We start from the raw sequence: 19,985 nt of genomic DNA, 5'->3' as shown, positions 1-19,985 counted from the left end.
CGCAATCAAGATGTCGGCAGAGGCGGCGTGGGCGGGGTGAAGTTCCCCATGAACCGCGCCACCAGCGTCACCCGTATGTCGGATGCCGTTCCGGTCAGTGGCTGACTGCCGATGTAGTTCTGGCCGATCACATATTCGGGCAACGCACCGAGCGTTCGCGAGTCTGTAGCAGAGCCTCGGGCCGCGCCGTTGAGATAGACCGTCACGACTCCACTCACTCGCTCCACAGCCCAATGAAATGCAGTCAGCGGGAAATTGACACTGCTGTCGATGAGCGAGATCGAGTTATTCGTGTACAGAAATTTCCCTGTCTCACCGGCATAGAGCCCGATCCCCTGCACGCTGCTGCCGCGTGTATCAAGGATCGTCTGGTGCGACCCGGTAACCGTTGTGCGCAGAAAACCATCAATGCAAAAATCCCCCGAGCCGAGCGACAGCAGCGCGGACGCAGGCGTCTTGATGCGGGAATCGGCCGCGCCGTTGAAAACCATGCCCCCAGGCAGATCCGCGCTGGACTGGCCAACGCCAGCGCCAACGTCCAGAGCAATGCCGTTTTGCGACACGTCGCTGATGCTCACGCCGTTGCCGACGACATGCAGCGCGACATGCGAATAAAGCGGGTCCGTGCCGCCGCCCCCGCCACCGAATCGGTATGGGTTGAGCAAGAACCCGCGCTGAAGATGGCGTTTCATGCCGGCTCTCCGATCAGGTAGACCTTCAGGCCTTTTGCGCTACCGTCTCCCACCTGGTCGATGTCGATCGTGATCTCGGCATCATCCGCAAGGTTGACGTCGCTGATGACCGGGGGCGCGGCGGCGGTGGTGCTGGTCTTTTCGGTGTTGTCGATGGTCAGCTTTGTCGAGAGGATCGACGCCCCTGACTCGTTGATATCCACAGTGAGCAACGAGCCGCTGGCCTGGGCCGTGGTCAGCGATGCGCGCACGCCGGAAAGCGCGAATGCGTAGGGCATGCGGAACGTCACTTTCCCAGCACCCACGGTCAGCGCGGTGGTCTCGTCGCTGGCTGCAACACAGATGCTCTGCAGCGCCCCACCACCGCCGCCGGCCATCTCTTCCCAGGCCGAGCCGGTCCACTGCTGCAGACTGCCGAGCATGTGCACGACGAGGCCCGTCACGGGTGCGAACGCGTACCAGGTGCCGCCGCGAAAGAGGGCGAGATCGCCGGCAGTGAAGGTGGCCCACATCGCCCCCGTAGCTCCGGCCGGGATGATGTAGATCGCGCCCTCCACGCCGGCCGGCTGGGCGGTCGTTGTCTTGCTGATGATCCGGCCCGCGAGGATCTCGGAACGCAGGGCATTGTCGTTGGCTGGTATGGAGGCCTGGTTGGTGCCAGCCTCCCACACGGCGAAAGGCAAGATAGGTGTGCTCATATCAAGTCGTAGTAAGCAGTCCAGTCAAGTCCCCCCGCGACGAATCGCGTGGGCGTGATGAGCGATGCAGTGGGTGGCTGCACCTGATTTGGGTTGTCCAGCGGTATCGAGAAACTGCCGATCACGGAATCCGTCAGGGTGTCGATTGCGAAGCTCACGCGGCCGCCAACACCCAAAACATCGCCCGCAATAGCCAGCCGACCTGGCGTCGATGTCACTTCCAGCTCAAATGCCTCTTTCGCACCCGTGCCGGCGTCGTGCTTGTAGAGACGCACCGGCAGGTCGTGAAGGCAAATTACCCAGAGCTTGCCGCCGTGGAACACGAGATCCGCCGGGTAGCCTGCAGTCGGGAAGGTCGCCACAAGCGCTCCAGTAGACCCATCGAGCTTGTATATGCAGTTGTCTGCCCGACTCGCACCGTACAGATATGAGCCATCGGACACCAGGCTGTTGATCCGCAGGCCGGTCACTGTTGCCTGCACAGCCAGCGTGGCTGGTTCCAGTTTTTTGAGAGCCGGCTCATATGGCACTGAAACCCATAGGCTGCCGCCTGACAGCGCCAATCCCTGGGCATCACCTGTACCACCCACGCGCATTTGAGCCACTTCATTGAGGTCCGCGTCCCATTTGCGCACCAGCCCGTCGCTTCCGCCGTAGAGACTCGTCCCATCGTTGATGAGCGTGAAGAGGAATGGTCCGGCATAGGCCGCCCTCACCACCTCAAGAGTGTCCGCACGGAGCTTGAATAGCTGCCAGCTTGCTCCCGAGTTCTGTGCTGCAAACAAGTCGCCGCCCATCAACTGGCCATAGGCCCCGGCACGCGCCGCGCCGTACATCGCAATTCCACGCTGGAACGTGCCATCGCCGATGGGTGTCTCGCCACCCGGCTGCTCTTCCTCTGGCGGGCCGTCGCCGTCCCCTGCTGTTCCGTCCGTGCTGACCCAGCGCCAGGGGCCTGTGCCCGTGACCGCATTGACGGCCGCGACATGCACCCGTATCGGCCAGGTCATCGCGCTCAGCTGCAGGGTGTGTGTCTGAGCCGTCACATCGGCTGTCATCGACTGGCCACCAATGTCGGTCGCGTACACCCGGAAGCCCCGGAAATGCTGGCTGGCCACTGGCGAAACATCGGTGCCAAGCCGGTGCCGAGGCGCCCAGCTGGCAACGATGCTGCCGCCCACCGGACCGCCACTGGCGACAAGGCGCAACGACGCCACAGGCCACTCCCTTTGTGCGCGGCCCGCGTAGGTCATCATCTGGGGAACAGCACTCTCAACAGTGCCCCCGTAGCTCGGCGCGCGATGCGTGAGCACGCGCTGCAGCCACGCAGACTGCGCAGTTACGCGGCTCACGTCATCCAGCAACACCAGCAGCGCGCCAGCCGCATGCTCGGCTGCAGGCGTGTTGAGCTGGCCACGGTGCAGCGTTGACAGCTGCCAGCGCGCGCCGCTGACGTGCACGGCATCCCGGTACTGCGCAACCTCCCACGATCCATCCGGCAGCTGCAAGGCGATGGCGCCAGCACGCTGCAAAAACTGCGCATCGGTCACGCTGTCCAGGCTGTCCCCTGGGCGGATCAGGTCTACCTCGATGACATTGGTGCGGTCGGTGTACCAAGGTGACGCAGCGGGCACGGCCGATGCGAGGCGCCCCAGAGTCGCAGCAAAGTCCAGCCCCAGCGCATCGACATACGACGCACCTCCGTCCATGCTGCGCTGCAGTTGCGCACCGCGCCATGCATCGCGCTCGCCCGTGGCGGCAGCGTAGTAGTAGAGCGCATCGTCATCGTCTCGCAGTGTGGGCACGTCGAGCACCGCAAGCACGCTGTCTCCCACAACACCGGACGCCGGGGGCGTTGGCGTGGGCAGCGGCACATATCCTGTTGTCGATGCATATGCGCTCTGCCGGTCCACATGGGTGGTGAGCTGCATGATGCCGCCCGACATCTCGATGCCGTCAATCCGCAGCCGGCGCGAGGTGCCGCGCAGCTGCAACGCCACGCAGTCGGATGGCACCAGCCGCAGCCAGCTGTCGGGAACGGCAAATTTGACCTCCCCATCTGCCTCTGTCCAACTGACTTTGTGCAGCATGGCCGTCATCTCTGCAGCACGCGCCGGCGTGAGCACAACGGGGACCTGCAGAGAGGCTTCGCCCGTGACGCGTACATCCGGAGATCCGCGCTCGCTCGTCGCCTGGGCCGTCTCGTAGTTGACGGCCGCCGACTGGTACGTCAGGTGCATCTTGCGCGGGTACTCGATCTGGGCCTGCCGCTCGCTTTCGTCTGGCTCCTCCACCAGGTCATCCAGCACGATGGTGGCCACGGAAGGCTTGCCGCGCTTGATGTAGCGCATCTTGCCGCCCCATTCCGCCAGGTCGAAAAAGTACGGCACACGCAGAGTTCCGATGGCGTCTGCGCCAGAGTAGCCCGCGCTGGCCAACACCAGTCCGTCCACGCTGTCGGTCAACTCTGTCACGTCATAGTCGGCGGCCGGGATACCGCAGCGCGCGTGGATATCGGCCACGATCTCCGACAGCAGCTCAGGTTCACCCTGGCTCGACCCCAGCCCAAGGCGGTAGAGGCTCAGCCCGTACTGGATGTATGCGTCCGTAGAGGAAAAAACGATGCGACTGAATGCCGTTGGCGCTCCCGCAACCTCATGTGTCGCCAGCAGCTCGCCGGAAGACAACCGGAACATCCTGAGCAGGGATGCAGTTGGAGTGGCGGCCGTGAGCACCAGCAGCAAGTCACGCTCATCATCAGCGCCAAATGCCAGCGCAGTGATGCCCGCAACTTCTGCAGGCACGATTTCGTCGGCCTCCCACACCAAGTTTTGCGAGTAGCGGCGCAGGGATGGGGCGCGGTTCAGGATGCGCAGCTTGCCCTGACGGCTCAGGTGGAGGGCAAAGTCTTCGTCCGCTTCCGGATCGGCATTGACGTCAAAGATCGTTGCGGATGGCAGGCTCCGGGCCTCCTCGGTGCTGGGCTCATAGCCAAATTTGCAGACCCGATTCCAGCGGGCCACCGATGTCTGCCGAATCCCGATGTACCAGGCTGAGTCCGTCATCCAGACCATAGCGCCGCGACGGTCTGGGGATGAGTAGCCAGGCTCGTTGAAGTACCACGGCGGCGGTGCGGAGGCATCTGGCGCGACATAGCCCAAGATTCCTCCATTGTTGATGAGCTTCAGCAGCCCGTTATTGCCGTCGTACGATACGGCAATTCCATTGTCTCTGGCAGCCATGACCCACAGCCGGTCAGAGCCCGCGGAGTCCCCGGCATTTACCCAACTGAATTCCGTTGGGTCGCTGAACTCCTTCTCCCATTTCGTGATCGTGAGCGCGCCGCCCACGCGCACCTCGTCCAGGCCAGGTATCAGCTGCTCCCGGCCCGTTATTGCATAGGGCAGGCCGTCAGCATCCACGTCAATCCAGGTCGTTGGCGACGCCAGCTCAGGCCCAGCCACCAGACTTCCACCCGATTGCGACACTTTGCGCGCCACGACGAACTCGTACTGAGGGACAGAGCCGCGCCGGTCTGTCACATCGTCATCAATGAACACGATGTACGCGCTGCCCCGGTGCGCCGGCACTTCGCCCACACCCCTGATGGCTTCCAGGTCCGGGTCGGGCATTTGTTCCTCGTCGCCCAGATAGATGCGGCAGCCGGTCAGAAATTTGGTGCTATCGGCCTCGAAGTCTGCTCCTGGGCGAATGTCGTAGACGATCTTCCCGTCCTTCTTTGCCATCAACACGGCCGCGATGGGGCCTTCGCAGATCCGCACGGCGTAGGTACGCAGCAGCGCCTCGGTCTCAACGGAGGCCCCGCCTTTACCCTGGCGCTCCTTGCGCGTGATCTTGCGCGTGCGGCCGGCGTCGATGACGTTGCCCGAGACCATTGCCGTGCCGTACACGATGGCGCGCGGAGCACCCTCAGCGGTTGTTTGGGTGCCGGCTTCCTCGATGCTTGGGCCGCGCACTGTCTGCGGGATGAGACTGCCTGCGATGCTGCCGGCCATCCATCCGACCTGAGCGCCTGCGGGGCCGCCAACAATAAAGCCGGCAACAGCGCCGCCAACGGCCAATGCAAGACGTGCCATTACACCGTCCTCCGGTACACAGCGACGATCCGCGCGCGCCAGTCATCAGACAGACGGTGCTCTACGACACGGCCATGCATGCTGTCGGCGTGGATCAGGGTCAATTCGTCCGCATACGGCGCCTTGGCGATCAGGGCGACATGGTGCGGGTCTTTGTCAAAGCGCATGACGACTACATCGCCAGGCAGTGGGCCGTCTTCAACGGGATCTCCCAGGGCCGCGCGCAGGCCTTCCATGAGCCCGTTCTTGAACGGTTCGCGGCCATATGCCCGCACGTCGGGCAGCTCAATGCCGAGGTCGCGGTATGCGATCCATCCGAGACCGGCGCAATCCAGGCCTGATGCCGTGCGGCCGCGATGGCGGAATGGCACGCCCAGGTACTTGCGGGCAGAGTCAACGAGCGCGCTCATATGCTGGCCCCTGGTGCGTTGACCTGGCCGGTGTCGCCGACCGGGATGTAGGGCTCGCCCCGGTAGTGCAAAACCCAGTTCGCACCAAACCAGGTCTTGCAGCCGTTGGGGCCGTCCTTCCACTTCGTGCAGTCGGGACGCACAAAGAACTGATCGCCGGCCTGGACCGGGAACATGGAGGCAAAGGTGAGCGACAGCACGCCATCCTTGTGCTCCTCGACCTCGTACACGCGGCCAGCGTTGGCGCCAGTCACCCACCTCAGCATGCCGGGCTTGAAATAGCCGTCCGGCTCCGACAGCGCAGTGCTGAAGCTGACGGTGTTTTCCTCGCCCGGCTCAACAACATGTGAGCCAACAAACAGGCCTGCAACCTCGCGACCGCAGGGAAACCGCTGCGTGACCTCCGCGCCCGGCGTGCCCAGCGGCTGGCTGCCAAAGATCGCGCGGCAGCGTAGGGAGTCCTTCTCTACGATAGTCTGCTTGAGACGCTTGGTCATGCCGAGCATCTCGAAGGTGAACGACATGCCCTGCAGCACGCGCACCTGGCCCAGCTCTCCGCGCGCCAACTCCACGAACTGCGTGGTGTCTTCGAAGTTGACCAGGTAGCTCGTCCACTTGGCATAGTCGTAGGCGCCGGCGATCAATTCGCTTTCGCTCACCGGCACGTCGAACTCCGGCACAAGGCTTGTGCCCTCGGCGTTGTCCACGGACATATCACTGGACGAGACGCGCGCGCTGGAGTTCAGGCCAATGGCAGCGCGGTAGGTCAGCAGCCCTGAGCCGTTGCTGTCGCCGTCCAGTTCTACGATCAGGTCTCGGTCCAGCGTTGTCACGCCGACCGGCGCATAGCCTGGTGCGGCTGGTTCAATGCGGACGCAAAGGCAGACGGTAGTGGCGTCTTGGTCCAGATGCTGCTGGAGGGCAATGGGTATCACTCGGGGCATCAGGTTCCCTCCGGCTCTGGTGGCGGCACTTCCAGCAGCGTGATGCTTCCGTTGATATAGCGCCGGTCTCCGCCATCACTGTTGTCAATGCTGAACGGCAGGTAGTCCTGGTCAAAGCGCACCCACACGTCGAACTCTCCAGACCAGCGCAGCACTGCTCCATCGGCCGGCGCAGATGCGAAGGTCACGATGCCGCGCAGCAGGTCAATAGCGGGCGATGAAGCCGCGCCATCGACCGTCACGGATGCACCGGCCAAGATGGCAAAGCACTCGCGGTCGTAGCTGATACCGTCGATGGTCGAGACCTTGCCCAACTGGAAATCTGTGGCAACGCCATCACCGAAGCCGAACACGTCATTGGCCGCCGAGTAGTCCAACTCGTCGCGGAAGCGGAAGCAGTGCAGCCGGCCTTTGCAGACCAGGTGCATCTGCTTCACGTTCCGATACGCATCGCGCGAGATGTTGTTGAACGGAGCCTCGTACTTGTGGCGAGCTTGCGCCCATTCCGCATTGCGCCGCTCCCGCCCGCTGGCCAGATCAACGATCCGAGTGTTGAACTCAGGACCGCCCTGCCAGCCAAAGCCAGGGCACGGCTGAAGGTATGCGTCAAGGTATGCCATCAGCTAAGCCTCGCTACTGCAGTGTTTGTGCGGCGCCTGGTCTCATCGGCCAGTTGGTTCTGCGTCCTACGGTCCATTCGCCCCTGCACTGTGAAGTTATTGACCTGGTTGAAGCCGCCGCCCATGCCGCCGCGAATCGGGTCCACGCGCCCCCCACCGGACGACATCAGGAAGGTCCGGCCACCCTGGGTGAAAAGCTCGTTTTCGTTCTCGTTCACTTCGTAGAACTTGCCGGCCTGGACGGGGCCGCCGTTGGCGCGGAAGCCGCCGAACAGGCCGCCGAGAAAGTCGAGGAATCCGCCTCCGGACGACTTTCCTCCATTAGTTCCTATCAAACCGGAAAACCAACTACCTATGCTTCCGCCAGATGAAGAACTGGTGAAAAGAGATTCGAAAAGGGATTCTCCCAACTTCTGTGCGATTATTTTGTTGAATGTTTGAAAGATAGAATCTCCCAAGTCCTTAAAAGCATCCTTTGCGCTTTTTGCTCCACTGGCTATATCTGAGAAAAACCGACCAGTCGCATCAGATATCTCTGAATTAACTTTATTTGCTATTGGATCAGCAGATGCTCTTAGGTCCTTAATTTGAACTTTAAGGCGTTCAATTGCTTGCTCTTGCTCAGGAGTAAGAACAACCATTGTCCGAAGGGATTCTAGCTTCTTAAGCTCTTCATCCAAAAGCACAAGCTTCTCTCGCCTAGCCTCGCCAATTCTCTGCAATGCACCAATTTCACCAAATACGCCAGATTCACGATCTATATTTATTCTCTGCTCTGCAATTTGCAGGTCGCCCATGATCCGAGCGAAATCCCCGGTAACTTTGTTCAACTGAGCTTGAGCTATGACACTTTCTCTCAGTGTTGCCAGCGCTTTTTGCCCCTCTTCGCTGTTATTTGCTTTGAACAAGTCCTGAAGTTTCTCGTTCGCCATATCGAAGTTGATGGCGGCAGCCTCTGCGGTCTGTCCGCGCAACTCCAACAACTGAGCGTTGACCTTTTTCAGCGAGTCCTCAAGATCCTTTGCGGACTGCTCCTGCTTGATGTCCAGCTCGATCTGGGCAAGGCCAGAGTCCTGGAGCAGCTTCCTGCGCTTGTCCAAAAGGTCGTTGATCTTCCATTCGGCTTCTGCACGGTCAGTCTTCTTGGATGCGTTGGCCTGGTAGTCCCTAAGGGCCTTGATCTGGGCGTCATAGGCCTTGACCTGGGCGTCCGTGGACTCATCAATGATCGCGCGCTGAGCGTCGTAGTAATCCTTTATCGAGATGAGGCCCTGGCTGTTGTACAGGTCCAGCATCCGGTTGCGGTCTGCCATAAGGCCCGTCTGCGCCGTGATGATGCGCTGGAATTCCTTCAACTCGTTTTCAAGCAGTTTCTTGGTGTCGTCGTCGCTTCCAGTTTTCTTGACGGCTACGCGCCCGGGCTTGGGCAGGGTGCTCGTAGATGTGGGTGTTGCTCCTGGGTTGAGCCTCATATCCACAATGCTGTTTCTGTCTGCAATCAGGATGTTTAGCTCTTTTTTTAGCTTATCGCGCTCCGATTTAAGATCATCAACACTTGAGTAGCCATTGCCTGATTTGAAGTTCCTAGGCTTTGCTATTTCCTTATTCAGATTATCTATATCTGTCGTAAGCTCCTTGATGCGCGCGTCTGTCCTCTCTATGGTGTCATCTGATCCGTGTAGCGCGCGACCAATCGACTCACCAGCAAATTTGCCGAAATTGATGAAAGCCGTAGTACCTTCGGCCAGCAGCTTTATGATGTTTGCAAGGCCTGTGAGGAACGTTGCGAAGGCCTGCTTGGTCTCGCTGGAGCCCAGCACATCAGTCAAATCGTTGATGGCCTTGGTTGCGCCTTCCAGGCTGCCATCGTCGCCCGTCATGAGCGAGTTGAGCTGGTTTTGCAGACCAGCAATTGCGCCGCCGAATGTGTTGCGCGCAGCCTCTGCAGCGCCGCCATAGGAAGACTTCAGCGAGTCCAGGATGATCTTCTGGGCCTCTGCCGTGCGACCCGTGTCTTGCAGGCTGGCCACCAGCTTCTTCTGGTCTTCAGTGAACCTGAATCCCTGCTTGGATAGAGCGGTCAGACCCTCGGCCGGAACGTCCAGAGCCTTACCCACCGTCTCGGCGGCCTGCTCCACCGTCATGCCCAGGCGCGTTGCCATGTCAATGGCGGCCTGCAAAGCCTCTGGGAACTGCTCGCCGACGACGTTGGTGTAGCTCAGCAGGCGCGTCTGGGCACGATTGATGTCACCTTCGGCGAAGATGCTCTTCCCGGCAATGGCCGCGGCCATGTCGTTCAGTTGTTGGGCAGAGTAGCCGGCAGCCTGGCCTGTTGACTTGATGACTGCCGCTAGCTGCGCCTGCTCGTTCTGAGCGTTGCGCGACTCATCGATGAACTTCGCGAAGATGCTGCCAATGCCGATGGCAGCAATGGCGCCGCCGATGGCCTTGCCGACAGCATCCCATTCCTTTTGGATCTGCTTCGCCTTCGCGGCGATGGCTTTGGCCTTTTTGTCGGCCTCGCGCTCGGCTTGCGTCAGGCCGGCCGTGAAGCCGCCGATTTTCGCAATCAGGTCGAGCGTAAGTGTGCCCAGGCTGCGTGATGCCATAGTGCGTTACCCATGAAAAAGCCACCCGGAGGTGGCTGGTCAACTTGCCTTGGGCCTGGCCCGCTTGCTGTGCTTGTTCTCACGCACCTCATAGGGCACACCGAGCTTTTTGGCGATTGCCTCAAGCTCCGCTGCGGGCTCTTGGATGTCGTGGAACCTGATGAATTGAGAGAAAGGCGGCATCTCTTCCGGCTTGCCTCCAAGCACCTGCGCCAGCATCCGAATCAACCCGTGCATGCGGTAGTCGGACATGGCGAACAGATACTCCAGGCGCATGCCAAGATCCAGCGGACCGCGCAACTGGCGGTACGCGGACCAGACGCCAACCTCGTTGACGCTCAGGCGCCCTCTGGCTTCTGCGAGGGAGTCGCCGCCGATTCCTCCTCGGACGAGTTCGCAGAGGAACTCGTCGGCGGCTGTGAGTTTTTTGGCTCAACCGAGTTCAAGCGGTTGAATGCGCTCACCAGGGCGAACCCGAGTCGCGGATCGAGCCGGCGCGCGTTCTCGGCGCCCAGCGGCACCAGCGCGCCGGCCTCGTCCTCAACCAGCACCACGCGGCCAATGAAGGCGGCCTTGCGGTCCTGGTTCTCGTCGGATTGCATGTCCATGGCCGTGCCGAAGTCGAGTTGCGCAAAGTGCACCTCGAACTCGAACTCCTCGCCTGCGCGATTCGTCCACTTCACCACTTCCGCCACCGGCTCGTTGGAGCGGATCGCTCCAGCGGCTTTCAGGGCCGCCAGTCCTTTCAGCTTTTCGGCCATGGATTACGCGACCTTCGGGATCAGGACCTGAGATCCGCTGATCTGGATGCCGACGGCAGAGGTCACCACGGCGTTCAGCGCGAAGCTGAATGGGAAACTCGACAGGTATCCTTGGAAGGTGAGCCAGGAGCGGCCATCTGGCAGGATGAAGTCGCCATCGCTGTCCACGCCGGTCGGCGGCATGGTGATGGTGCCATCAGCGTTGCGCGGGCCGTCGCCCCAGCCAATGGCCCACTTCATGGTCAGGCCCTTCTGCTTGAGCTCGTACAGACGCACATGCACAGGGTTGCTGGGATCGATGTTGATGGTGAACGTCGCCGTGCCAGGCGTTCCAAGGCCGGCCTCATATTCACGGTCTCCACTGTTCAGACACGTGGTCTCGATCTGGTCCCGGGTGGAATCCACGCCATCGATAGCAGTGACACAGCCGACATCCAGGATTGCATTGGTTTCGGGGTCAATTCCGAACAGGTCGGTCCCCTGGGTCTTAACGCTCATCTTGATTTCCTTTCGGACGAAAAAAAAGCCGCAGAGCGGCCGGTTGGTGGGGAATCGGGAATAAAAAAAGCCCGCTCTGGGCGGGCTCAGATATCGATGATGTCAGCTGAAGGCAGGCGCGGCTTTGGAGAACGAGCCTCGGTTTCCAGCACCACACAGGTGGGATCTGCCTTCGCGCACATCTTGCGCAGTTGGGCTTTTGCCCTGGCTTCGGCCTGCTTGGCCAGCCTCATCGTGTGTTCCTCAGCCGTGTAGCAGAGGGCGCCGGCCGGCACAGCCTTTGCCGCGGTGATGCGCTGCAGGCGCGCGCGGTTCCAGGCGATGGCTGCTGCAGCCACAGCTTCCATGTCGGCGCGCATCAGGCGGCCTTCGGGTAGACGAAGCCGAGTTGGCCGCGCCGGCCAGAGATGAGCATCATTCGCGCCTCGAAGTCGCGCCGGTCAGCGGAGGTGTTGGCGATGCTCTGCACCAGGTTGATCTGCTGGTCCAGCAGGGTCTGACCGCCTTCCGTAAGCCACTGGTGCATCTTCTGGGACTCGCTGCGTCGAGCCTTGAGTTCGGCGTGGACCTCTTCGGGCAGCAGGCAACCGTAGACCCAGCGGTCAGTGATCTGGCCGTAGAGCGGGCAAGTACCACCGGCGTGGCCGGTGTAGATCGTGCCAGTGAGCTTGGCCAGGGCCTGGTAGTACTCAGGCTTGAAGCGCAGCTCCCAGACGCCGGCTGAGTCACGCAGGAGCAGCGGCAGCAGATTGGCATTGCCCTCGGCGCGGATACCGCTGCGGATGATGGCGTCGATCTGAAGGTCGCACCAGACGCCGAAGTCATCCGACAGCCAGCGCGCAAAGGCCACGGCCAGTTTCGGATGTAGCCACGTTCCGGCCTGTCCGCGTACCTTGGACGTGCGCACAAGCTCTCCGCGCTCCCTGTCGCCTTTGATGCCGGATTTTCCGGCATCAAACCCAAGCGCCTTGGCCAGGGCGGCTATGTAGCCGGCCGTGCCGGGCAACTCCAGCCAATGGGAAGGCTTGCGGTTGAAACGCTTTGCCGCCTCGGTGGCATTGAACCATCCAGCTTCGTTGAAGCTGTAAAGATGGCCTTCGAAATCTTGCTTGATGATGCTGTTCATCGTCATACCCCACCCCTAGTTTTAAGGGGCACCAGCAGGCGGCGCTAGGGGTCAGTTACGCCACTTTTCGGGGATCAGCCTAGCTGGTGCAGAAACACAAAGGCCCGCGACCAGCGGGCTATGGGCAAAAGAAAACCGCCTCTCGGGCGGTCTAGTTGGTTGCAGGTCTGTGCCTGCTAGGTCCTGTTCACCCACCAGTCAAGCTGGAATCGGGAGACGTAATTTTTGGTGTCCGGGTCTCGGCTCTCTCCGAGCCAGGCCGTGACGTGCGCGTGGCCTTCGATGGCCGTGGCCAGAGCGTTCGCAATGCTTCGGGTCACTGCAGATCCCTGCGATGGATTCGCGTAGACCTCGACCTGAAGAGTGAAGCTGTCCACATCTGGACGGTCGCTGATGTAGTTCTCTGGCGTGCCGGAAACCTGCCGCCAGACGGCATAGGGATAGGTCACGTCCTGAGGCGCCATGCCGAACAGGTAGAAGCGCAGCGGGCCTGCCCCAGACTTCAGGAGCGCCTGCACAGGCGGGACATTGACGGCAGAGAAGATAGGCGGTGTCATGTTGCTCCACCCTGCTTCTTGATGATCTTGTCCAGTTGCAAATCGAGTTGGGTCACAAAGGTGTCTGTGGCCTTTCCGATGTTCTGCTCAAGCGCCGGCTGCAGGTAGGGCTCGGCGCGCATCTTTTCCGTGCCAAGCTCGACAAGGTGCCAGTGCGGGGTGTTGCCCTTGGCTCCTGTGTCCGGGTTGCCCTTTGGAATCCGGCCCTTCTCAGTCCCGACACCGACGCTGATCTTCAGATCCCCGGTCTGCTTGAAATACCTCGACCGGAAGCGCTGCGTCACGTTGTCCGCGATCCTGCGGCCAGTCTCTGCATCGTCAATGGAGAGGGCGTTTTGCTTAGCCGCATTGGCAACCACACGCGCCGCAGATCCCAACGCCGAGCGGCCGGGCTTCTTGCGAAGCTCCACAGGGATAGACCGCATCTTTTCCAGAATGGGGTCCAGGCCTAGGATGGAGAACTCAACGACCATCTTGCATCCCCCTGCTGATCGCTTTGTGCTCCTCGAACCAGTCGATGGAGCGGCGCGCGTTGCGGTAGTGGCGGAACGTTGGGATGCCCGCTGTCCAGTGGAGGATCTTTGCGCCGGCATCGTCCTGGCCTTCGTCCACCATCACGTTCCACTCGGCCGGCAACTCCCCGATGTCGGCATCATCCAGGTCCGCGAACGTCAGCAGTTCCAGCGCCGACGCTTTTGCGAGAGCGGCCGGCGTGGTATGCCACCAAGCAGCATGCCCACAGTTGAAGAGCATCACGCTTGCCCAGTTCTTGCGTGGGTAGTTCGACTGGTCGCACTCCATATCGGTGCCGACATACTTTCGGGCGTGTTGGCTCTGGTAGACGGGGTGCTTGACGACCTGCACAGCCTTCGTCTCATCGAATTCAGCGTCCAGCTCGGCCACATCGCCCAGGCAGATCATGTCGCAGGCGTCCACGAAGATCGCGCGGCCCGCATAGCCCATGAGGTGTGGCACGAGGAAGCGAGAGATCGTGAAATTGTTGGTTCCCTCTGGCAGCCCCATGGTGGACAGAGGGACGATGGATACCGGCTGACTGGCGCGCTTGAGCACGCTGGACACGAATGTGTGGAAACCTACCGATTCGCGCGGGTCAAACCCGCAAAAAAGATGGATCATGCTTTCACCGCCTCAATCCGCATGTCTCGGTGTGCGCGCCCGGCAGGATGAAATTGCGTGGGCGCCTGCTTGATCTTGATGAAGCCATGCTCCTTCAGAAATGCCGTCAGGCTCTCAGGAGTCCAGCCCCAGCGGTGAGCCATGAACGGGTCACCGCCACGCGGATCGCCGAAAAGTCCCCACATGCCCAACTGGTCGGGGTCCTTACCCGGAACATGGCGGCCATTCAGGATGTTCTCGCAGCACTTCTTGAGGTCGGGCAGCTCCAGCACCAGGCGACCACCTTTGACGAGCAGTCGCCACCATTCCTTGATCACGGCGTCGCACTCGAAGCGGTAGAAGTGCTCGAACAGGTGGATAGCGATGATCTCCGAGACCGTGCCATCAGCCATATCAATCACATCGGCACGCGCCACGATGTCCGCAGCCGTGCGATCTGCAACCGCGTCCACCCCGAGATAGCCAGGGAGCTTGCGCCCGCCGCAACCGATGTTCAGCTTAATCTGCCCAGAAGGTATTTCCATGCTTCACTCGCTTCATCAGGGCGCCAGTTCCACCAGGCCAGAGACCTGAGAAATTGGCGCCGTTCGTGTTCTGTCGGGTTGGGGTTGTTCTGGTAGAGCGCCATGGCTGCCCCGTCTTCGCAGCGCACAGGCACTCCAGCGATGCAGGCGTCCACAGCAACGTTCGAGTGTCTGCAGACCACCAGAGAGATGCCCTGCAGCGCCTTTTCAATCGGCCCGGTTGAAGTCTTGACGCCACCGATGGCATCGCGCTCTTTCTTCGGCCGGAACAGCACTGCACGCCCTTCTCGGCGCAGCTTCTGGATGGTCTGGCGCTCCCAGTCGCCGTGTCGCAGGCCTAGGGCCTTGGAGCTTTTCAAACCCAGGCCGACTACAAGCACAGGTCCCTTTCGCGCATCGCTTCGCAGCTGGATGCCCTGGGAATCCCAGCGCTCGGCCGACTCGCTCCGGAGCCACGCCTGGGGGTGGTCATGGTCAATGCTCACACGCATAGCGCCGTGTGCTCTACCCCAGTACCCCAGATCCCAGCCGATGCAATGGCCCCCTTTTCGCAGGTGCTCCATCCACCATTTGCGCCGCACCAAGTGGCCCATGCCGTAGGTCATCAGGAGATCCGAGTCGCCTCGGTATACCGTTCCGATCGTTATCGGGATAGGAGCCGCGGCGATCATCGCCTGCAGCATCCTGGCGCCCATTGCGCACATGCTCGGGTCGGTCAGGATCTCAGCGCGCACAGCACCTCTTCATATCGTTTCACGGCTTTCTCGATGGGCAACGCGGCGCGCAGGAATCTGCTCTGCACCTCTGCCCGCGTTTCTCTCGGCGCCAGCCATTCCAGGGACATCCTCAGTTGCTCCACATTGGTGGCCCAGTACTCGGCGCCACAAGCTGTCTCGGTGTAGCCATCCTCTGGCGCGCCGATGAATGGCGCTCCCGAGCCGTGGGCATTGGCAAGCTTCACATTCGACTTCCATCTGGCCTGCGGGTAGCCGTTCCAGCCGTCTCCGCGCAGTGCCAGTACCACATCCACATCAGCAAGCTGCGGCGGGTTGACCACGAACCGCGCGCCGATGCGCCGGCACTCGGCTTCAATGGCCGGGCGCCAGCTCTGAACGAATTTCTCGCTTCCCTCGTATCCGATCACCTCGATCCGATCACGGATGGGGTTGATCTCGATGCCAGGACGATGATGGTGGTAGATCACCTCGCCATGCCCCGCATCCTCTTGCATGCGCGCGTTCGGCCAGATCACCAGATCAGGCTTGAGCCGCTCCACCTCGGCACGCAGCCAGCGCATGGACTGTTCTCGACCCCAGCCTGAGCATGCAGGTTGAGGGTAGGCATCCACACAGTCCCAGGCCCACGGCTTAGCGCTTCTGCGGATCGTCGCCAGCAACTGGTCGGGGATGCGTTTCACGGCCACGATCACATCCGCTGCAGCACACTGCTCCAGCGTCGCCAACGGCGTGGCCACTGCACCCAGAGCCTGGGCCATCTGGACGCCTCGGATTTGCCAGCTGCCCGATGTGCCCTTGCCGGTGAACAGAATCCTCACAGCAGCCTTTCGAACGGCACGCCGGCCGCGACCTCTTCCAATGTCCACTGCGCCCACGCGATCTGCCTGAACATCTCCAGCCGACCAGCGTCCGTGTTGTCCTGAGCGCCGATCCAGTTAGGCATTTCGGAAACCACCGGGATACCCCACATCAGCGCCTGCACAGCGGCTCCGCTACCCCAGGTCACAACACGACCGCAATGCGCCAGATCCTCTTCCAAAGGCTTCGCAGCGCCACGCCCTGGGTGACGTCGCACGCGGCCCGGGAACCTCGCCTGAGCGCCAACCAGCCAATCTCGCGGCATAGCGGTCGGAGCGCTACCGATGCCACGCTGCGGAAGCAGGACTGTTTCACCTTCTGATCGCCAGGGCTGTAGCTCAACCCCCAGCGAATCCCACCGCTCGGCGCCACCCAGCGGGAACATCCCAGCAGTGTTGTGCCTGTCGCGCGCTAGGGACATCCATCGTCTGCCGGCTAGGCCGTTGCCCCACGCCGCGTTCTCAGCAACCAGAACCTGACCATATCTGCAAGCAATCTGGTCAACCTGACCAACCCTGTTCCAGGTCACAAGCACATCGCGCGCGCCTGGGTTCTGGCTGATCCCGTGGCGGACCTCGTATCCATGCCGCTCCAGGCCCAGTCGAAACGCCTGGATGCGTTCAGGTATCGAGTACCGGAGATTGAGCCAAGCAGTCTTCAAGGTCGCCGAACGGATATGCCAGCAGATGTGAGCCTGACGTGCAGTTGATGATCTCCACCCCTGCCGGCCGATAGGCTCGAAACTGCTTCTTGAATATCTCCATCCGCTCCGTTGTTGTCGTCTTCAGCGGCCTCGGATGGAGCCCGAAAAAATGTTGGCCTGGCGCGCGCATGTCGAAGCCGCACAGCAGGACTCGCTTTGCCCCCATGTGCACCGCCGCCATGACCCCCAGAAGCCCAGAATTCGTGCTGCTGGCCACCGTCAAGCGTTCCACGCCTTCGATCTTCTGGTGCGCCGGCGCAGCTGTGAATTTCCGCCCTGCCAGCTCTTTTGCTCCAGGGTGATGCGCCCACCATGCCGCATCGGTAGAAACCACGGCATCAGCCCACGGCGCAAGCCTGTAGGCGTCGCTCACTGCAACCACAAAGCCGCGGCCACGCACCGACTCGGCCAATTCCTGAGACATGCTCGGGCCTGTTGCCAGTACCACCCAGGTCATTGCCCTTCGCCGACCCCACGCGAGCAAGGGATCGTCATGTATTCCAGGCCAGATTCCTTGTCTTCAAGGAATGCATGCGGGTTGTAGAACACTTCTGGGCGCGCACTGCGCACATGGACCAACCTCATCGAAGGCAGCAGGTCATCGCGCTGGCGGATGGTGATCCGCGCCGTGACCTGGGATTGCGTGGCAGACGACTGGATGAATTCGCGCGCTGACAGTGGCTCGACTGCCGCCCAGACAGTAGCCAGCTCCTGCCAGGCCATCAGCACTTCACCAGTCTCCTGGTTCTGGATCACCTCTCCATTGCTGTCGCGTTGCTCGGCATATGCCTCAATGCGGATACGATGCCGCAGCTTTCCAGATTCGAGCGCCATCAGGCCACCGTTGGCTTTCTGAGATCGTAGAGCTGAGTAAGGGCGCCAAGGCAAAGCCCATACCCGTAGCCATACTGAGATGGCACTGCATGCTCCTGAGATCCATCACGTTCCCGGTACAAGAATGCCACTTGCAGCAACGTCGCCATCTGCAAGCGCCTCTTGTGGCGATCCTTCAAACCTATGAGTTCTCCCTGGCTGTCCTGGAATGGTTCTCCCTCAGAGTCAAGTTCCAGAAATGAGCCTAGGTAGCTGACGACCATGGAGCTCGCAGCCTCGATCTTCAGCGTCAGATCCGCATCGTCCGCATCGGTGTCGCTGCGGATGTGGTCGCGCGCCTGCGCCAGCGTGACGAGCATCATGCTTGGATCCTCACTGGTGCGGTCTTGTCGATGCCGTTGCGCCCATCCTTGCCATCACGCCCACGCTTGACTGCAAGGCGCCAGCCGCTGTCTGAAGTGTCCGGCTTGGCCTTGGAATCCTTCTGGGCGATCCAGAACGATCCCGCCCAAGTTACGCCGTCTCCAGCCTCGTAGGCTTCTCCATCGCGGAAGATGCCCTTGTCGATGACCACAGGCAGCGAGACTTCCTTGATGAATTGCACGCCGCTGGACAGGCGAGTAGTGACGGCAAACTTGCGCCCGTCATGATTGACTTCCATGCCCGCCACGCCTTCCACGATGCATTCCCAGCCCTTCATGCCGGTCGTAGCCTCGAAGCTGCGCCACAGGCCGCCCAGGTGCTTGGCGTAGGTGCCGCGCGGATAGGATTTTTCAGGGTCAATCGCGGGGTTGATCTCCAGTTGTAGAGCGTCTCGCCCCGGATCACCCTTCATCCCATCACGGCCATCACGCCCTGGTTCCCCATCTTTCCCGTCGATTCCGTCCTTGCCGTCTTTTCCATCGACGCCGTCTCGACCATTGACGCCATCTTTTCCCAGGGGGCCTTCAGGTCCGCGCTCTCCATCCTTCCCAGGCGCCCCGTCTTGCCCGTCTCGGCCAGGAGCGCCATCTACCCCGTCTCTCCCGGGTGCGCCGTCAACGCCATTGGCGCCATCTACGCCGCGCTCGCCATCTTTACCCGGTGCACCATCAATTCCGTCGCGGCCATCGGCACCCTTTTCCCCGGGCGCTCCATCTCTGCCATCTGCACCAGGAGCGCCATCCTTGCCATCTGCGCCATCGCGGCCGGGAGCTCCGTCTGCTCCGTCACGGCCAGGCAATCCATCCACGCCATCTTTCCCATCCACTCCATCGCGTGGCTTGGCATCTTCGAGAGCCTTGATGCGATCGGAAAATGGCCTCAAGACCTCCAACAGTGCGTCTGTGACGGCTTTGATGTTCATGCGTCTTCCTCAAATGACGGCCATCCGACCGTCACGTCAATTTTTGAAAGTGCTTCCGCATCCCCAGCGAGAGCATCTATCTGGTCTTCGATGCGCTGGCGTGTTCCTGTGAGTTCTCCGTGGATCTGGCGATACTTCGCGTCTTTCGCCAGGATGCGCTTGGCCAGCACCAGGCGGTCAAGCCCACGCGCGGCAGCGGCTGCATTGATCCAGGGCGTGGACGCCGCCGTATCAGCTTCCAGTTCCCTCGCCTCTTCCGTCTGCACAGACCATGATTCGCGCTCGCTCAGCGGGTAACCTGCGGCGATGACTTGCATGCGGCGCCGGTACTCTGCGGCCAGAGCCCCGCGCATTCCCGCCGCGATCTCGGCTGCCGACCACAGCTCGGCAGGTAGCGGCACGCCTCCGGCTGCGAGCCAGGCGCGGTATTCGACGGCATCGGGATTGGACGGCAGTCCTGGGGCATCGACCAATGGGATGGTTGCTCGCACGCCATCGCGCCAGCGAAATACGTGCCCCGCTTCGCTCGACAACTGGTAGCTGATCATGCGTATTCACCCCCGCTGGCCCTAGTCCCCGCCGCATTGCCTGGTAGGAAGCTGTCCCCCGCGCCATTCACGTTGATCATCGAATTGCCCACAGTGGCGAAACGTGAACCGGTTGCGGAACCCGTGAATGTTGGGAGAACGACACGTGCGTAGCTAAGAGATCCAGCGTAGATAAACGCCGACGAAAAAGTTCGCGACCCAGTAAGAGTGAACGCCACAAGTGTGATGTCGAGGTATCCGTTATCGAGGTTTGCAAAGGATGGGGCGTTGCCAATGATTTGCGCCGT

24 protein-coding genes and 1 pseudogene are annotated in these 19,985 nt (G+C 61.3%); all 25 read right to left on the bottom strand.

Annotation, left to right across the window (positions count from 1 at the left end; genetic code table 11):
* Positions 1 to 5 precede the first annotated feature (5 nt).
* Positions 6 to 692, bottom strand: a complete 687-nt coding sequence (locus tag ACUTR7_RS24940; protein ID WP_445610070.1) for a LamG-like jellyroll fold domain-containing protein — start codon at positions 690 to 692, stop codon at positions 6 to 8.
* Positions 689 to 1,390, bottom strand: a complete 702-nt coding sequence (locus ACUTR7_RS24935; protein ID WP_445610069.1) for a DUF2793 domain-containing protein — start codon at positions 1,388 to 1,390, stop codon at positions 689 to 691. Before ACUTR7_RS24935 ends, ACUTR7_RS24940 begins: the two co-directional genes overlap by 4 nt.
* On the bottom strand, positions 1,387 to 5,487 hold the full coding sequence (locus ACUTR7_RS24930) for a phage tail protein (protein WP_445610068.1): 4,101 nt from the start codon (positions 5,485 to 5,487) through the stop codon (positions 1,387 to 1,389). The genes ACUTR7_RS24935 and ACUTR7_RS24930 overlap by 4 nt, the downstream gene beginning before the upstream one ends.
* Complete coding sequence (locus ACUTR7_RS24925; RefSeq protein WP_445610067.1) at positions 5,487 to 5,897, bottom strand: C40 family peptidase; 411 nt, start codon at positions 5,895 to 5,897, stop codon at positions 5,487 to 5,489. Before ACUTR7_RS24925 ends, ACUTR7_RS24930 begins: the two co-directional genes overlap by 1 nt.
* Complete coding sequence (locus ACUTR7_RS24920) at positions 5,894 to 6,841, bottom strand: DUF2163 domain-containing protein (protein ID WP_445610066.1); 948 nt, start codon at positions 6,839 to 6,841, stop codon at positions 5,894 to 5,896. Before ACUTR7_RS24920 ends, ACUTR7_RS24925 begins: the two co-directional genes overlap by 4 nt.
* Positions 6,841 to 7,461, bottom strand: a complete 621-nt coding sequence (locus ACUTR7_RS24915) for a DUF2460 domain-containing protein (protein WP_445610065.1) — start codon at positions 7,459 to 7,461, stop codon at positions 6,841 to 6,843. Before ACUTR7_RS24915 ends, ACUTR7_RS24920 begins: the two co-directional genes overlap by 1 nt.
* Entirely contained in the window at positions 7,461 to 10,070 is a 2,610-nt protein-coding gene (locus ACUTR7_RS24910) for a phage tail length tape measure family protein (RefSeq protein ID WP_445610064.1), read from the bottom strand. Before ACUTR7_RS24910 ends, ACUTR7_RS24915 begins: the two co-directional genes overlap by 1 nt.
* A 39-nt stretch (positions 10,071 to 10,109) precedes the next feature.
* The gene (locus ACUTR7_RS24905) at positions 10,110 to 10,322 is read right to left on the bottom strand and encodes a hypothetical protein (protein ID WP_445610063.1); all 213 of its coding nucleotides are present in this window, start codon (positions 10,320 to 10,322) and stop codon (positions 10,110 to 10,112) included.
* Positions 10,323 to 10,408: 86 nt separating this feature from the next.
* Positions 10,409 to 10,831 carry a phage tail assembly chaperone family protein, TAC gene (locus ACUTR7_RS24900; protein ID WP_445610062.1) on the bottom strand — a complete coding sequence of 141 codons (423 nt, stop codon included), beginning with the start codon at positions 10,829 to 10,831 and terminating at the stop codon, positions 10,409 to 10,411.
* Between the two features lie 3 nt (positions 10,832 to 10,834).
* Entirely contained in the window at positions 10,835 to 11,329 is a 495-nt protein-coding gene (locus tag ACUTR7_RS24895; protein ID WP_445610061.1) for a phage tail tube protein, read from the bottom strand.
* Positions 11,330 to 11,415: 86 nt separating this feature from the next.
* Complete coding sequence (locus ACUTR7_RS24890; RefSeq protein WP_445610060.1) at positions 11,416 to 11,688, bottom strand: hypothetical protein; 273 nt, start codon at positions 11,686 to 11,688, stop codon at positions 11,416 to 11,418.
* Positions 11,688 to 12,461, bottom strand: a complete 774-nt coding sequence (locus ACUTR7_RS24885) for a KilA-N domain-containing protein (RefSeq protein ID WP_445610059.1) — start codon at positions 12,459 to 12,461, stop codon at positions 11,688 to 11,690. The genes ACUTR7_RS24890 and ACUTR7_RS24885 overlap by 1 nt, the downstream gene beginning before the upstream one ends.
* A 170-nt stretch (positions 12,462 to 12,631) precedes the next feature.
* A complete protein-coding gene (locus ACUTR7_RS24880; RefSeq protein ID WP_445610058.1) occupies positions 12,632 to 13,012 on the bottom strand; it encodes a DUF3168 domain-containing protein in 381 nt (126 codons plus the stop codon).
* Positions 13,009 to 13,485, bottom strand: coding sequence for an HK97-gp10 family putative phage morphogenesis protein (locus ACUTR7_RS24875; protein WP_445610057.1), 477 nt, complete (start codon positions 13,483 to 13,485; stop codon positions 13,009 to 13,011). The genes ACUTR7_RS24880 and ACUTR7_RS24875 overlap by 4 nt, the downstream gene beginning before the upstream one ends.
* The gene (locus ACUTR7_RS24870) at positions 13,475 to 14,149 is read right to left on the bottom strand and encodes a glycosyltransferase (RefSeq protein WP_445610056.1); all 675 of its coding nucleotides are present in this window, start codon (positions 14,147 to 14,149) and stop codon (positions 13,475 to 13,477) included. Before ACUTR7_RS24870 ends, ACUTR7_RS24875 begins: the two co-directional genes overlap by 11 nt.
* Entirely contained in the window at positions 14,146 to 14,673 is a 528-nt protein-coding gene (locus ACUTR7_RS24865; protein ID WP_445610055.1) for a class I SAM-dependent methyltransferase, read from the bottom strand. The genes ACUTR7_RS24870 and ACUTR7_RS24865 overlap by 4 nt, the downstream gene beginning before the upstream one ends.
* Entirely contained in the window at positions 14,643 to 15,407 is a 765-nt protein-coding gene (locus ACUTR7_RS24860; RefSeq protein WP_445610054.1) for a hypothetical protein, read from the bottom strand. The genes ACUTR7_RS24865 and ACUTR7_RS24860 overlap by 31 nt, the downstream gene beginning before the upstream one ends.
* Complete coding sequence (locus tag ACUTR7_RS24855; protein WP_445610053.1) at positions 15,389 to 16,228, bottom strand: hypothetical protein; 840 nt, start codon at positions 16,226 to 16,228, stop codon at positions 15,389 to 15,391. Before ACUTR7_RS24855 ends, ACUTR7_RS24860 begins: the two co-directional genes overlap by 19 nt.
* The gene (locus tag ACUTR7_RS24850; protein ID WP_445610052.1) at positions 16,225 to 16,449 is read right to left on the bottom strand and encodes a hypothetical protein; all 225 of its coding nucleotides are present in this window, start codon (positions 16,447 to 16,449) and stop codon (positions 16,225 to 16,227) included. The genes ACUTR7_RS24855 and ACUTR7_RS24850 overlap by 4 nt, the downstream gene beginning before the upstream one ends.
* Before the next feature lie 439 nt (positions 16,450 to 16,888).
* Entirely contained in the window at positions 16,889 to 17,428 is a 540-nt protein-coding gene (locus ACUTR7_RS24845; RefSeq protein WP_445610051.1) for a hypothetical protein, read from the bottom strand.
* Entirely contained in the window at positions 17,425 to 17,805 is a 381-nt protein-coding gene (locus ACUTR7_RS24840; RefSeq protein ID WP_445610050.1) for a phage head closure protein, read from the bottom strand. Before ACUTR7_RS24840 ends, ACUTR7_RS24845 begins: the two co-directional genes overlap by 4 nt.
* Positions 17,805 to 18,167 (bottom strand): head-tail connector protein, encoded by a 363-nt coding sequence (locus ACUTR7_RS24835; RefSeq protein WP_445610049.1) that lies wholly within the window; start codon positions 18,165 to 18,167, stop codon positions 17,805 to 17,807. The genes ACUTR7_RS24840 and ACUTR7_RS24835 overlap by 1 nt, the downstream gene beginning before the upstream one ends.
* Positions 18,164 to 19,150 (bottom strand): hypothetical protein, encoded by a 987-nt coding sequence (locus tag ACUTR7_RS24830; protein ID WP_445610048.1) that lies wholly within the window; start codon positions 19,148 to 19,150, stop codon positions 18,164 to 18,166. Before ACUTR7_RS24830 ends, ACUTR7_RS24835 begins: the two co-directional genes overlap by 4 nt.
* A complete protein-coding gene (locus ACUTR7_RS24825) occupies positions 19,147 to 19,698 on the bottom strand; it encodes a hypothetical protein (protein ID WP_445610047.1) in 552 nt (183 codons plus the stop codon). The genes ACUTR7_RS24830 and ACUTR7_RS24825 overlap by 4 nt, the downstream gene beginning before the upstream one ends.
* Positions 19,695 to 19,985 (bottom strand): annotated as a pseudogene (locus tag ACUTR7_RS24820) (hypothetical protein); the annotation flags it as partial. The gene ACUTR7_RS24825 and the pseudogene ACUTR7_RS24820, both read right to left, overlap by 4 nt.

The organism is Delftia sp. NA_296.1 (assembly GCF_052692095.1).
Note: the sequence above shows the minus strand (reverse complement) of the source record. Positions and strands in the feature narration are given on the sequence as shown.

Excerpts from the sequence above, each read along its gene's own strand:
- ACUTR7_RS24865 (WP_445610055.1), bottom strand. The coding sequence starts at position 14,673 with ATGGAAATACCTTCTGGGCAGATTAAGCTGAACATCGGTTGCGGCGGG.
- ACUTR7_RS24835 (WP_445610049.1), bottom strand. The coding sequence starts at position 18,167 with ATGATGCTCGTCACGCTGGCGCAGGCGCGCGACCACATCCGCAGCGAC.
- ACUTR7_RS24905 (WP_445610063.1), bottom strand. The coding sequence starts at position 10,322 with ATGTCCGACTACCGCATGCACGGGTTGATTCGGATGCTGGCGCAGGTG.
- ACUTR7_RS24920 (WP_445610066.1), bottom strand. The coding sequence starts at position 6,841 with ATGCCCCGAGTGATACCCATTGCCCTCCAGCAGCATCTGGACCAAGAC.
- ACUTR7_RS24840 (WP_445610050.1), bottom strand. The coding sequence starts at position 17,805 with ATGGCGCTCGAATCTGGAAAGCTGCGGCATCGTATCCGCATTGAGGCA.
- ACUTR7_RS24880 (WP_445610058.1), bottom strand. The coding sequence starts at position 13,012 with ATGACACCGCCTATCTTCTCTGCCGTCAATGTCCCGCCTGTGCAGGCG.
- ACUTR7_RS24930 (WP_445610068.1), bottom strand. The coding sequence starts at position 5,487 with ATGGCACGTCTTGCATTGGCCGTTGGCGGCGCTGTTGCCGGCTTTATT.
- ACUTR7_RS24910 (WP_445610064.1), bottom strand. The coding sequence starts at position 10,070 with ATGGCATCACGCAGCCTGGGCACACTTACGCTCGACCTGATTGCGAAA.
- ACUTR7_RS24925 (WP_445610067.1), bottom strand. The coding sequence starts at position 5,897 with ATGAGCGCGCTCGTTGACTCTGCCCGCAAGTACCTGGGCGTGCCATTC.
- ACUTR7_RS24940 (WP_445610070.1), bottom strand. The coding sequence starts at position 692 with ATGAAACGCCATCTTCAGCGCGGGTTCTTGCTCAACCCATACCGATTC.
- ACUTR7_RS24890 (WP_445610060.1), bottom strand. The coding sequence starts at position 11,688 with ATGCGCGCCGACATGGAAGCTGTGGCTGCAGCAGCCATCGCCTGGAAC.
- ACUTR7_RS24935 (WP_445610069.1), bottom strand. The coding sequence starts at position 1,390 with ATGAGCACACCTATCTTGCCTTTCGCCGTGTGGGAGGCTGGCACCAAC.
- ACUTR7_RS24830 (WP_445610048.1), bottom strand. The coding sequence starts at position 19,150 with ATGAACATCAAAGCCGTCACAGACGCACTGTTGGAGGTCTTGAGGCCA.
- ACUTR7_RS24845 (WP_445610051.1), bottom strand. The coding sequence starts at position 17,428 with ATGACCTGGGTGGTACTGGCAACAGGCCCGAGCATGTCTCAGGAATTG.
- ACUTR7_RS24900 (WP_445610062.1), bottom strand. The coding sequence starts at position 10,831 with ATGGCCGAAAAGCTGAAAGGACTGGCGGCCCTGAAAGCCGCTGGAGCG.
- ACUTR7_RS24870 (WP_445610056.1), bottom strand. The coding sequence starts at position 14,149 with ATGATCCATCTTTTTTGCGGGTTTGACCCGCGCGAATCGGTAGGTTTC.
- ACUTR7_RS24875 (WP_445610057.1), bottom strand. The coding sequence starts at position 13,485 with ATGGTCGTTGAGTTCTCCATCCTAGGCCTGGACCCCATTCTGGAAAAG.
- ACUTR7_RS24895 (WP_445610061.1), bottom strand. The coding sequence starts at position 11,329 with ATGAGCGTTAAGACCCAGGGGACCGACCTGTTCGGAATTGACCCCGAA.
- ACUTR7_RS24885 (WP_445610059.1), bottom strand. The coding sequence starts at position 12,461 with ATGACGATGAACAGCATCATCAAGCAAGATTTCGAAGGCCATCTTTAC.
- ACUTR7_RS24825 (WP_445610047.1), bottom strand. The coding sequence starts at position 19,698 with ATGATCAGCTACCAGTTGTCGAGCGAAGCGGGGCACGTATTTCGCTGG.
- ACUTR7_RS24915 (WP_445610065.1), bottom strand. The coding sequence starts at position 7,461 with ATGGCATACCTTGACGCATACCTTCAGCCGTGCCCTGGCTTTGGCTGG.